This window comes from Nitrosopumilus sp. K4, from assembly GCF_018128925.1.
GTDB lineage: Archaea > Thermoproteota > Nitrososphaeria > Nitrososphaerales > Nitrosopumilaceae > HKST03.
On record NZ_CP067007.1, the window covers coordinates 1443724 to 1455362 of the forward strand.

General features: G+C 33.3%; 13 protein-coding genes and 1 tRNA gene. 4 read left to right on the top strand and 10 right to left on the bottom strand.

Annotation, left to right across the window (positions count from 1 at the left end; genetic code table 11):
• Together NsoK4_RS08750 and NsoK4_RS08755 are read left to right on the top strand one after the other, a co-directional pair.
• Positions 1-795: a translation initiation factor IF-2 subunit alpha gene (locus tag NsoK4_RS08750; protein ID WP_211687156.1), complete on the top strand. Its 795-nt coding sequence runs from the start codon at positions 1-3 to the stop codon at positions 793-795.
• Positions 796-799: 4 nt separating this feature from the next.
• Entirely contained in the window at positions 800-958 is a 159-nt protein-coding gene (locus NsoK4_RS08755; protein ID WP_211687157.1) for an RNA-protein complex protein Nop10, read from the top strand.
• On the opposite strand, the gene NsoK4_RS08760 is transcribed toward NsoK4_RS08755, so the two are convergent.
• From NsoK4_RS08760 to NsoK4_RS08780, 5 genes are all read right to left on the bottom strand, one after another.
• On the bottom strand, positions 959-1414 hold the full coding sequence (locus NsoK4_RS08760) for a YbhB/YbcL family Raf kinase inhibitor-like protein (protein ID WP_211687158.1): 456 nt from the start codon (positions 1412-1414) through the stop codon (positions 959-961).
• 36 nt (positions 1415-1450) lie between these two features.
• Positions 1451-1819, bottom strand: a complete 369-nt coding sequence (locus NsoK4_RS08765; protein ID WP_211687159.1) for a PIN domain-containing protein — start codon at positions 1817-1819, stop codon at positions 1451-1453.
• A complete protein-coding gene (locus NsoK4_RS08770; protein ID WP_211687160.1) occupies positions 1812-3074 on the bottom strand; it encodes a translation initiation factor IF-2 subunit gamma in 1263 nt (420 codons plus the stop codon). Before NsoK4_RS08770 ends, NsoK4_RS08765 begins: the two co-directional genes overlap by 8 nt.
• Before the next feature lie 31 nt (positions 3075-3105).
• The gene (locus NsoK4_RS08775) at positions 3106-3516 is read right to left on the bottom strand and encodes a S6e family ribosomal protein (RefSeq protein ID WP_211687161.1); all 411 of its coding nucleotides are present in this window, start codon (positions 3514-3516) and stop codon (positions 3106-3108) included.
• Between the two features lie 198 nt (positions 3517-3714).
• Positions 3715-3888, bottom strand: a complete 174-nt coding sequence (locus NsoK4_RS08780) for a zinc-domain-containing protein (protein WP_211687162.1) — start codon at positions 3886-3888, stop codon at positions 3715-3717.
• 52 nt (positions 3889-3940) lie between these two features.
• Between NsoK4_RS08780 and NsoK4_RS08785 the strand changes: the two genes are divergently transcribed.
• Positions 3941-4014, top strand: a tRNA-Gly gene (locus NsoK4_RS08785).
• Between the two features lie 2 nt (positions 4015-4016).
• Here NsoK4_RS08785 and NsoK4_RS08790 read toward each other — a convergent pair.
• The 5 genes from NsoK4_RS08790 to NsoK4_RS08810 all read right to left on the bottom strand — a co-directional run bounded on the left by NsoK4_RS08790 (position 4017) and on the right by NsoK4_RS08810 (position 10698).
• The gene (locus NsoK4_RS08790; RefSeq protein WP_211687163.1) at positions 4017-4979 is read right to left on the bottom strand and encodes a tetratricopeptide repeat protein; all 963 of its coding nucleotides are present in this window, start codon (positions 4977-4979) and stop codon (positions 4017-4019) included.
• 33 nt (positions 4980-5012) lie between these two features.
• The gene (locus tag NsoK4_RS08795; RefSeq protein ID WP_211687164.1) at positions 5013-5555 is read right to left on the bottom strand and encodes a type 1 glutamine amidotransferase; all 543 of its coding nucleotides are present in this window, start codon (positions 5553-5555) and stop codon (positions 5013-5015) included.
• A 49-nt stretch (positions 5556-5604) separates the two neighbouring features.
• The gene (locus NsoK4_RS08800) at positions 5605-8460 is read right to left on the bottom strand and encodes a UPF0182 family protein (protein WP_211687165.1); all 2856 of its coding nucleotides are present in this window, start codon (positions 8458-8460) and stop codon (positions 5605-5607) included.
• 90 nt (positions 8461-8550) lie between these two features.
• Positions 8551-9672: a DNA primase small subunit domain-containing protein gene (locus NsoK4_RS08805; RefSeq protein WP_211687166.1), complete on the bottom strand. Its 1122-nt coding sequence runs from the start codon at positions 9670-9672 to the stop codon at positions 8551-8553.
• Positions 9673-10698: a DNA primase gene (locus tag NsoK4_RS08810; protein ID WP_211687167.1), complete on the bottom strand. Its 1026-nt coding sequence runs from the start codon at positions 10696-10698 to the stop codon at positions 9673-9675.
• A 90-nt stretch (positions 10699-10788) separates the two neighbouring features.
• On the opposite strand from NsoK4_RS08810, the gene NsoK4_RS08815 reads away from it, so the two are divergent.
• Positions 10789-11628, top strand: a complete 840-nt coding sequence (locus NsoK4_RS08815; protein ID WP_211687168.1) for a deoxyribonuclease IV — start codon at positions 10789-10791, stop codon at positions 11626-11628.
• The last annotated feature ends 11 nt before the right edge of the window (positions 11629-11639 follow it).

Consider the following 11639-nt stretch of genomic DNA (forward strand, 5'->3'; position numbering starts at 1 on the left):
ATGTCTACTGAAATTCAAGAATTACCAGAACAGGGGGAAATTGTTCTAGCTACAGTAACCAAGGTAATGGATCATGGTGCATATGTTACATTAGATGAGTATGACAACATACAAGGATTTCTGCATATTTCAGAGATTGCTCCTGGATGGATACGTTCAGTAAACAAGTTTGTAAAAGAAGGTGAAAAAAAGGTTCTACTTGTTAAAAAAGTGAATCCAGATAGAGGGGATATTGATCTCTCATTAAAACAAGTATCAAATGATCAGAAGAAACAGAAACTCAAAGAAGTTAAAAAATATGAAAAAGGGAAAACCCTATTACAAAATGTTCAAGAAAAAACTAATCTTTCAGATAAGGACATAGAAAAACTAGAAGATAGCATATACTCAAAATTTGATTCTGTTTATGATGCATTTATAGAAATTGGTAGAAATGGTATAGCTTCGATAAAGGATCTTAAATTAAATAAAAAAACAGCTACTGCAATCGAAGAAATTTGTTCAAAAATAAAATTGCCATCAGTAGAAATAAGAGGAATCATGGAGATTACAAATAACAAATCAGACGGTGTTGAAATTATTAAAAAAACACTTCTTGATGCAATAAAAAAAGACTCAAAGATAGACATCACATATTTGGGTGCACCAAAATACAGATTATCAATAAGGGCTGAAGATTTCAAAAAAGCTGAAAAAACACTAAAACCAATAATTGAAGACATACAAAAGAACATAGAAAAAAAGAATGGGACGTTTAGTTTTTCAAGAGAAGAATCGAAAAAAACACGAGAATGATAAAATGAGATTTCAATTAAGAAAATGTGTTAACTGTAATAAGTACACTCTAAAAGAAAAATGCCTAAAATGTAACCAAGATACAATATCAGCTCATCCAGCTAAGTTTTCACCAGATGATAAATATATGAGATATAGATTGGCTGAAAGATATAATTCTTAATCAAGGGGCATACTTGCCTTCTAGTTTTGTTTCTGAAAGAATATGATTCTTCATTGCTTCTTCGACTTGATTTTTTGTTGAACCTTCTTTTAGATTCAGTTTTTCATCAAGTGCATATAATTTGAAAATGTAAGTATGTTCTTTATCTGGAGGAGCAGGTCCGCCATAACCAATCTCATTAAAATCGGTTTTACCCTCAATTGAACCTGAAGGAATTGAGTTTTCTTTTATTTCTTTAGTACTAGGTTCAATATTCCAGATTACCCAATGTACCCAAATTTTTCCAACGGCACCCATTGCATCAGGATCATCCATAATCAAAGCCAGAGATTGTGTATTTTCTGGTACTCCGCTAATTTTTAGTGGAGGGCTTGAATTTCCATTCTTATAGCCATATTTTCTTGGAATGGTAGATCCATTTTCAAATGAATCACTTTCTAAAACAAACGTGCTCATCTATTTGTATCAAAGATTTCTTAAAGTTAAATTTTACTAAGACTCTAAGATGATTCTGTCATTTGAAAATGACATGATTGAGCCATTATGATTTTTGATTTGTTTTTTTAATTCTTTATCTATTGTGGCCACAATTGATCTATGATTTTTTATATATTCGATCAATTCCTTGTCAGCAAAGCTTCCTTTAATAGGAATAACCTTGAATTTTTTTATATAATTTAGTGTTCTAGAGATATCTTGTTGTTTTTCTGGGATTTTTTCTAATTTGTTGAGCTCGTTTAGTACTACTTGAGGAATAGTAAATGTAATGCTTCCAATTTCAGTATCCAGTGTATCGATGTTCTTTATTCTTTTTGTTGCCAAATGTATTAGAAAACTTGTATCACAGATAACTTCAACCAATTATTCCTGCACCGATTAATCTCCATCTATCAGCAATCCTTCTACTAATTGCTACATTTCCACCTTCAAAAATACAAGCAGGTCTTCGAAGTTTAATTTCAGCAGTTTTTGATTTGATTTTGGTTACCTGTCCTAAGACAGGAGCTGTTCCTATGTTCAACCTTAATAATTCTCCATTCTGTAATGGCATAACTTTTGTATCTTCAGTTGTGCCTACAGCAGAATCAAACAAATTTACTTCTAATTTTATATCTGTAGAATTTTCTGGTAGTGTTCCAGGTTTGCCAATTACGGAACCAATAAAAGAGTCACTCCTAGTCATGGCAGGATCTAATTTTGTTCCAATTGCAACTAATCCACCAGGTTTGACGGATTCGACAATGCCAGCAGCAGTACCCAATGAAGTAATTTCAGTTAACAAGGGTTCATAGGTTTTCTTTTTTTCATTTAATATTCCAGGCTTTATTTCAATTTCATCACCTACATTGAAAACTCCTTGTGTAAGACTTCCTCCAATTACACCGCCTTTGATGTTCTTTAATTTTGTTCCAGGTTTGTTTACATCAAATGAACGTAAAACATGCATTACTGTGTCTTTGGATTCATCTCGTTCAGGAGTTTTAATGCTATTTTCAATAGCTCCAATTAATGCATCAATATTCAACCCTGATTGAGCAGAAATGGGAATGATTGGGGCTTTTGCAGCATGTGTTCCTTTAACAAATTTTGTAATGTCTTGATAATTTTGTAAAGCATCTTGGTAAGACAACAAGTCTACCTTGTTTTGTACAACCACGATTTGTTGTATTCCTAGAGTTTGTAATGCTAGTAAATGTTCTTTTGTTTGTGGTTTTGGTACTTTTTCATTTGCTGCAACAAGTAATAATGCACCATCCATTAAAGCAGAACCTGAAAGCATGTTTGCCATAAGACTTTCGTGACCGGGACTATCAACAAAACTTACAACTCTAGATAATTCACTTTCTTTTCCACAATTGTTGCATTTTGGAGTCGTAGAATATCCTAAAGGTTCTTCACATTTTTTACATTTGTAAAAGGCAGCATCTGAATATCCTACACGAATTGTAATGCCACGTTTTAATTCTTGACTGTGAACACTTGTCCAAGAGCCTGTTAATGCTTGAATAAGAGTAGTTTTACCATGATCGACATGACCTGCGGTTCCTATGTTGACACATGGTTGATAACCATATTTTTTGATGTACCAATCAGGAAGTGTTTCTCGCCAATGCATGAGTCAAAATGTAGAATCGGTATATGTTAAGTTATTCTTTTTTATCGTCTTTATTTTCTTCAGAAGAACCAGATGCATCTTCGGCCGGAGCTTCAACTGGTAATTCTCCATCATATTTGCAATTAATTTGATAAATTTCTTCAGAAACAGTATTTCCTCTCATGAGTTTTCTAACTCGTTGTCCAATTTCGGCATCTTGCAGTCCAACTCCTTTAGACAACAGAACGTATTTTCTTGCAGCTCCATGAATATCATTTCTCATTGGAACTCCAGATTTATCGCTGCCTCCTGTTAGTTTTAGTTTTCCATCTAGACCAACAATTGAAGCGTTAGTTTCATTGCCTAATTGTAAACCTAGTAATGGATTAGCATCGCTGTCTTTCAATTCTTTTGTGATAGATTTTCCTTTTACATCTGATACTGTTAACTTGAAGTTTGCCAAGTATTCCAAAAAAAAGTTGAACGACTAATTAACCTTTGGACATTATTTTTAAATCAACGATTTTTAATGTAGGCATGAAGGATGAGAACTTATGTCCTAGATGTGATAATAAAATGGTAGATATGCAGGCATGCCACCTATTTTGTCCAAAATGTGGAGCCCATCTAGATTGTTCAGATAAGGGAAATTTTTGGTAAATCAAATCCCAGGTCTTTTTGGAATATAGTCAGTCGCCATGTTAATTGCCTGATCTTTCATGATTTCTAAATAAGTATCATAATCTGCCTCAAAATTACAGTGAGGACATTTTACATTTGTTACGTCATCATCTAAGACTGCAACTTTTTCACATTCGGGACATCTTGCATCCATGTTTTCATTCAATGGTTAAGATATTTAATTATAATTAGTAATTTTGAGTTAAGCGGAATTAGTTTAGTCTGGTATGACGTCAGCTTCCCAAGCTGAAGGCCGCGGGTTCAAATCCCGCATTCCGCATATCATAATTCTCTTATGGCTTGTTCAATAACACCCCTATCAGGAGCCTTTGGAAATAACTTGAGATATGATTTAAGATCGTCTTTTGCTTCAGAATTTCTTCCTAGTTTTTCTCTTAGATATGCACGATTTTTGTAGATTTTTGCAGATCTTTTTGGGTTGATGTTTATTGCTTTGGTATAAGCGGATTCAGATTTTTCAAATTCATTGGATTTAAGATAAAAATTTCCTATTCCATTATAGCTCAGATACGAATTTGGGTTAATCTTTAAGCATTTTTCATACAGTTCCAAACAGTCTGATGAGTTTTGTGCATTAAGCATTGTTGCTGTAAGATTTAGCGCAGTGGAATTATTTTGATCCAGTTTTATTGCATTCATAAGAGATTCTAGTGCTTCAGCAGAATTTTTTTGAATATTCAATCTCTCAGATTCAAAACATAAGCGATTTGATTTTTGTGTAGACTCATTTTGTAGTTTTATGTCATTTAGAATTTCAGAGGGTCCCAAGAGAATAAGCAACCTTCCTTCTTCAGACCACTCTTTATCAAACAATTCTTCAGGAATGGCTCCTTCCTGTTGTTCACCGTCTAAATTTCCTTTTTGAATATAATGTAGAATTGTTTTGTCATTATCATTGTAACCTGTGATTACTGATGCATGTTGTGTAATTTCTGGAATTCCTGGCAAGATGACAATTGGCGGAACTCCAGAGTCAATAATTTTCTTTAATTCAGATAAAGATGAATGGACAATTTTGCATGAGAGGCCATGGCGCTCAGCTAATTCAATTCCTTCAATCAGTATGCTTCCATTAAAACCAGAATATTGTTTAGCGGTTTCAACTGCTTCAGATAAGGTAAGTTCTACATTCCAATATCTAGCAACTACATTGATAGGCAATGGAAGACAAATGTTTTCTTCATCTACTAAAGGGAGTAAAAGTTCGTGATCAGGTTGTTCCATATAAGAAAAAATCCTAGGACGTATTAAAATCAATCACAGATTACAAAAATTTTCAATAATATTTTTACCATCTAGGCTCATTTCAGGATGAAATTGTGTACCAAATATTTTATTATTTTCATGTTGGATTATTTCATTTTTGCAAGTTTTTGAACGGCCAATTGAAACAAGAGAGTTTGGAAGCTTTGCAATCTCAAAATTATGACTTTCAAATACTTCTATATCGTTATCGTAAATCGGATTTTTCTTTAGAAATTTGATAGTTTCTTTACCTTTTTGGAGTGAGTTTGTTTTTCTGATTGTGCCACCAAGAGTCAATGCTAAAATTTCCGCCCCATAACAAATTCCCAATAATTTTTTTTTAGTTTCTATTGAATGTTTGATTATTTTGGAGTTTATTTCATTAATTTTTTTTTCATTTTTTCGTCTACCAGATAATATAAAAGAATCATATTTTTCAAAATTTTCTAAATCAATCTCAAATGGAGTGTATTTTTCAAAATTTATTGTTTTTTCATTTAAAAAATCTGTTAGATTTTTTGTATACACAGATCCATTATCTACAACAAGTAACATAATTAAATTCTGAATGAGGCATAATTTAGTATTTTTAAATTGCTATGAATTAATTTCCAACTTCAATTGACACGTAATGCATCTCAGGAATGCCATCCTTAACAACAATTGTTCCTATGTTTAGATTATTTTCTTCTTGCCACATGAATATTCTATCACTTCTTGGTTTTACAAAGTCATCAATGAATGTATTAAGGAATTCTATAGTATCCTCTCTATCATTTTCAGTAAAGAAGAAAATTTCGCCTTCTTTGAATGACAATGGAACCTGTATTGAGGTTGGTTCTGATATTGTGATCTCTTCTTGAGTAAATATTGATTTGATAATATCAACTCTATCTGTTTTGTCTAATTCAATAAAGTCACTGTTTGCAGTAGTTGAAGTAGGAGCCACACCAGATACTTTTTTCAGATATGCCTCAAATGCTTCTTCTTGTGTTTCGCCCAGTCCTACATAATATTCACCAGTAAATGCAGCACCAACTGCAGCTATTGTTCCCAATTGTGCAACAACACCACCTGCTCCTGCAGTATAAACTGGAATAAAGTAAATGTCGTGTTCGCCAACACGGTACAAAATATTATCACCAATTCTCGGATTTCTCAACAAGGTCTTTAATTGAGCAAATTCGGGATCTCTGTCAAGTGCTTCTCTAACAGCAGTTGGACCAATTAATTTTGTAGTAGAATTTAGAGGAACCTCATAGAATTGTAAGTTACCAAGGTTTGTAAGATCATTTTCAACTACCATATATCCTGCCAAGTTTCTTCCTTGGGAACCACGTAATTCAAGTGAAAGTAATCCTAGAAATTCAGTCTGCTCAAAACCAGGAGGTTTTGCCTCTACATAGTATGTATCCAATCCTCGTGGGATTTCATAAAATTGGTTTGCTTGGATGAATGTCTCAACATCAGTTACATGGTAAATGTTGTACATTTCTGTTTTCCAATTAAATAATTCTACAGGATATCTAATTTGCTCTTGAAGCCATGTTGGTATTGGTTTGAACTGATCATTATACTGACTAGCAAACATTTCTGTAAAGAAATCATCTCCTGTCTTCAATAATTGAATGTCACCATTATAGGAATCAATTAGAGCATATCCTACTAATCTCAAATACGGATTTCCAACAGACCAAGGAACGTCGTGAGTATCAAATCCGATGATTAATGGAACTAACCAGTATGAGTTTGTTCCATCAGTCACCGGAAGAGAATCCAATTCTCTTCCAAAAAGATCATAGAGGAAATAAGGATAGAGGGTTTCCATTCTATCATTAACATCTTTGTATCTCATAATATGCACAGATTCAGCTGGAAATGACAACAAAAAGTTGGGCTCAAAAATCCAGCTTAGTGGAGGAGATACATCAAGACCGCCAATTCCAGAATAAAATGCACCACCAAGTTCAGCACTAGTTTCTCCCCTAGAATTTGGGTATCCAGACCATGTTTGCTCAAATAATCCACCTTCACCATAATAGATTTCTCTTTGTTTGAAGAATTCACTACTATCAACTATCTGACCATCAGTAGCCTCCAATGTCAAAAATCCATTTGGGACATGAGTATATACCAGATGTTCGTTATACCAACGGTTTTCAAGGCTAACAGAAGTAGGCAAAATTGGCTTCATAGAAGCAGTCCAATACAGAGTGTTGTTAAAACGTAGAATATCATTATCTTCAAAGTCTACATAGGGAATTAAACCAATTTCGGGTTTTAATTTAGCAAATGCAGCTTCCCAATCCCATACACGGATTACATCTAAAACATCACTGTGTTTTCCAACATAATTTTTGATGTTATTTGGAGAGACAGATTGTAATTTTACATCATGTGTGTTTTCTTGAACATTGTTTAACTCCCCAAGATAACGATTAACACCTATTTGTTGTGCGGTATATGGTCCTAAATATTCAATCTTTTTTGCGTCAGCTATGCTGTTGTTTACACCAACAACACCACCAACAATCAACCCAATTACAAGAATTGTTGCAAAACGAATAATCACATCACGCTTAAACATATGAGTTAGAACACGAGCACGAATTCTATCTACTATTGAAAATGCAATGAGGGCAAATCCAATAACTAAAGTTCCACCAATAACATATCTTGTATTATAATCAATTTGATCAGTGAAAAACAGGTTAAATCCTGCCCAAAGTATACCAATTCCTAAAACAGTTTCAATAGTCGAAACATAATTTAGATATCTGGGTTTTCCTTCATTGGAATCTTTGATAAATGAAGTAATTACATCGATAATTTTGTGAATACCAACATATAGAACAAGCCTTAATCCAATTGCTGCTAAAACTGGTGGGATTAGAATCACCAGTGCAGGTATCATTGGAACTACATTTTCAGCAGCATAGTTTGGATCAGTTTCAGGAGTAACAAACGGTAATGAGAAAAGATTTGGTAAATGTTCAATTCCTAAACTATTTCCATCGATAAATGATATAGCAGCAAATCCAAACATAATATTTGCAAAGAATGCACCAAAGAGCAGGACTTTTGTAATCTGCCAAATCACAAATTGAGGAGTACCTAGTTTGTATTCTCTAAAACTAGGAATGTTTGCAGAGATGTTTTGTTGTGGAGCTCTGCCCAAAAATCCAATTGCTGTATTGAGGCCATACCAGAATATGGAAGATCTCGCCCCAATATTGACCCTGATTAATGCAATAGATGAAAGAATAATGGTTGAAACAAGTGTATAGTACAGTGGTTTTGAGAATTGATCGCCAAATTCAGTAAAATTCATAGATAAAATTACTGCTTGATTTCCCACAATTGCAAAAATTGCAATGCCAATTACAGCAATAATACCCAATCTGACGTATTTTCCAGCATCAGGAGGGGGAGCTTGTTTATCAGTAGAGGCGCTATACAAAATCAAAGTTCGTTGTGGTTCGGTAAATTAATGTCTTACCGGAAAAAATGAGGCTTGGCATTAGTTTTCAAAATTATGATTTGAAAAAAGCTAAGAAATTGATGCTAATTTTTTGCAAATCATGTATACTGCTGCATATGTTGGCACAGTGACTTTTTCATTGTTGTAAGGACCAAATTTCTTGTTTTTTATCTTAAATTCAATCGGACAGTCTGCGTTAATTTCTATGGAATCTTCGCTAAGAAATGAGGCTTCAACATATGGATCAAATTTTGAAATGTCATTACAAAAAAATTTTGTGAACCCACTTTTGCTATTTAGCGAACCAGGTAATCTAAAAATTCTATGAATGTCCATAGTAACATTAGGATCAATTTGAGCTCCAAGTATACTAGATAATTCTTCTAATTTTTTCTGAAAAGAAGAATATCCGTTTGAGATTAATTCTGAAATTGTTTTGGAGCGTTTTGACTTTGAACCATAAACTACTTTAGAGAATCTACCACGCCATCCTCTTTCATTAAAATCAGGAAACGATGAACGATTTGGTTTAAATTTTTTCATTCCAAATGTTTCAGGAATTAATCCTTTGAACAAAATATAATCTGCTAGATCAGAGCGTTCTCTAGAACCTAAATCTTGAAATTGTGAATTATATACATAAACATGAAATCCTTCATTTCCAGAAAAATACACATGTACATCTTTTTGTTCTACTGCTAAATCTTGAACAAGAATTTCAATTAGTTTTTTTACTTCGATTTTTGATCCTTCAATACAATTCTTACATGGTAATGATTTTTTTTCTATTTTTGTAGAGTTGCATTTTGGACAATTACTGTTATTTGTAAAAGTAGAATTGCATTCAGAGCATATCAAGACAGTATGATTTGATCTACAATCAAGGTTTAGATCCTTTGCATCAATGTCAAAAATCAGATCTGCTTCTTTCCAATCTTTTTCATTCATAGGTAAATTTGGAAATGAATAATATGCATTTGAACAATAAACATCCGAAGGAATATTTTTCATAAGCAACAAGTGAAGTTCCTTGTCACCTTTTAGAGAAATATGGCGAGTCATTCCAGAATTGAATTTTTGGAATCCAAATTCTCTTTCAGATGTTCTCTCTGGAACATGAATTAGATCAAAGTGATCAAAATAGTATTTCTTAAAAGAATCTTCAAGAAATTTAATGTCTTGTTCATTCATTTAGTTTCTCTTTTTTCCAAATTGTAATGGACTTATGATGTTATCACATTCAGGAATTGCAAAACATAGGCTCTGAGTCTTTAATTTTTCACATGAAGGACAAGAGTATTGAGTACCACTTCCAGAAGTTCCTGCCAGATGATTTAGCTGATATAGTGTTACCCGTTCATTGTAATCAGGTGCATTTTTGAACAAGGGGGCAATCTGTTGTACTGTTTGCCCTTTAGAAATCAAATAAGTTGCAAGCATAAATCTTCCAGAATGAGGCAAGTTTTCACCTTTTTCTAGGACTTCGATTGCATGCTTGATACATGGCGGGTATTCCCCAGTAGTTACGGTAAAAGTTGAAAATTTTTTTGACATAGATACTAATTTGTTTACAGGTTCTTCAAATCCTGTAAACATCGGCGGTGTTTTCGCATTAATGATTTTTGAATTGATGTAAGTTCCCAATTCTTTTCTGATCAATCTGACTGTTTCATGAGGACTAAGAAAGACTCTGCCATTTTCTACATGCCTATTGATTAGTTTCCATTCGCGCTCATGAAAATTTATTGAATGCTTGAGATAATCAGATACTGGAATAACAAAATAATCATCTTGTTTTTGTACCTGAACAGAAAATAGATCATCAATTACTCTGATTGCAAGATCCTTTTTTGATTCATCAGAAATATTTGCAAGATCCTTTTCCAAGTATTTTTCTGCACGTCTGGCTTCAGCAAGGGCAAATCTTTTGATTAGAGTATTCATCCCACTTAATTTTAAGAGTACAATTGCTATTAGAAATGAGAAAACTTCTCTTGGAAGAGCCGCATCTCTAGAAACCTGATCACCAATCAAGTCAGACTTGTAGATTTTTCCATCTGCAGCTACCTGAATTCTTTCAAATGCTTTATCAATTAATGATTTCAAGTCCGGATCAGTGCCAAATTGCTCTAAAGAAAAACCCTGATCTTTGAGATATTGACCTGCATCTGCCAAAAACGGATATTTTGCAATTTCATCCTTACCTAAAGAGAGCACAGTATTGATTGGAGATATTTACATAAAAATCTGGTTTTGTGGCTAAAACTAAATGCTGGTTTAAATTATGTTTTGATAAATTTTAGCTAAATGCAGATAGGTTGTCATGTCTCAATTTCTGGATCGATTGATAGAGCAGTAGATAACGCTGTAGAAAGAGAATGTTCAGCATTCCAGATTTTTACACGAAATCCCAGAGGATGGAATGCAAAGGATCTGACAATACAAGATATTTCAAATTTTAAAGAAAAGCTAAAAGACTGTAAAATAGATCGATTTGCAACATGTGCCCATATGCCGTATTTGCCAAATCTATCAACACCAAAAGATGATGGATTTGAAAAATCAGTTAAAACTTTGATTAGTGAGGTTGAAAGATGTGGAAAACTTGGTATCCCATATCTTGTAACACATTTGGGAAGTCATTTAGGAACAGGTGAAGAAGATGGAATTAAGAGGCTAATCAAAGGTCTGACAAAGGCGGGTCAAACAAAAAATGATGTAATGATTTTACTAGAGAATACGGCTGGGCAAAAAAATTCTGTTGGAGCAAATTTTGAACAACTAGCAGAAATTTTTAATCAGTTAAAACCCTCAAAGAAATTTGGTGTTTGCTTTGACACATGTCATGCGTTTGTTTCAGGATATGATTTAAGAGATGAAAAGACTGTAAAAGAAACTTTTTCAAAATTTGATGAAACAGTAGGGATGGAAAACTTGAAGATACTTCATCTAAATGATGCAAAAGGCGATATAGGTTGTAATCTAGATAGACATTATCACATAGGTCTTGGAAGTATTGGGGAGAAAGGGTTAGGATCAGTGATCAAAACTGTAAACAAGAAAAAGATTCCCATAATTTTAGAAACTCCAATTGATGATATTAGAGATGACTTTGAAAACGTAAGAATTGCAAAAGGATTGGCGTAGAAATTTATTTC

What these genes read in the sequence shown, in the direction of transcription:
- NsoK4_RS08760 (WP_211687158.1), bottom strand. Translation starts at nt 1,414, where the DNA reads ATGAGCACGTTTGTTTTAGAAAGTGATTCATTTGAAAATGGATCTACC.
- NsoK4_RS08780 (WP_211687162.1), bottom strand. Translation starts at nt 3,888, where the DNA reads ATGGATGCAAGATGTCCCGAATGTGAAAAAGTTGCAGTCTTAGATGAT.
- NsoK4_RS08815 (WP_211687168.1), top strand. Translation starts at nt 10,789, where the DNA reads ATGCAGATAGGTTGTCATGTCTCAATTTCTGGATCGATTGATAGAGCA.
- NsoK4_RS08755 (WP_211687157.1), top strand. Translation starts at nt 800, where the DNA reads ATGAGATTTCAATTAAGAAAATGTGTTAACTGTAATAAGTACACTCTA.
- NsoK4_RS08770 (WP_211687160.1), bottom strand. Translation starts at nt 3,074, where the DNA reads ATGCATTGGCGAGAAACACTTCCTGATTGGTACATCAAAAAATATGGT.
- NsoK4_RS08750 (WP_211687156.1), top strand. Translation starts at nt 1, where the DNA reads ATGTCTACTGAAATTCAAGAATTACCAGAACAGGGGGAAATTGTTCTA.
- NsoK4_RS08795 (WP_211687164.1), bottom strand. Translation starts at nt 5,555, where the DNA reads ATGTTACTTGTTGTAGATAATGGATCTGTGTATACAAAAAATCTAACA.
- NsoK4_RS08805 (WP_211687166.1), bottom strand. Translation starts at nt 9,672, where the DNA reads ATGAATGAACAAGACATTAAATTTCTTGAAGATTCTTTTAAGAAATAC.
- NsoK4_RS08790 (WP_211687163.1), bottom strand. Translation starts at nt 4,979, where the DNA reads ATGGAACAACCTGATCACGAACTTTTACTCCCTTTAGTAGATGAAGAA.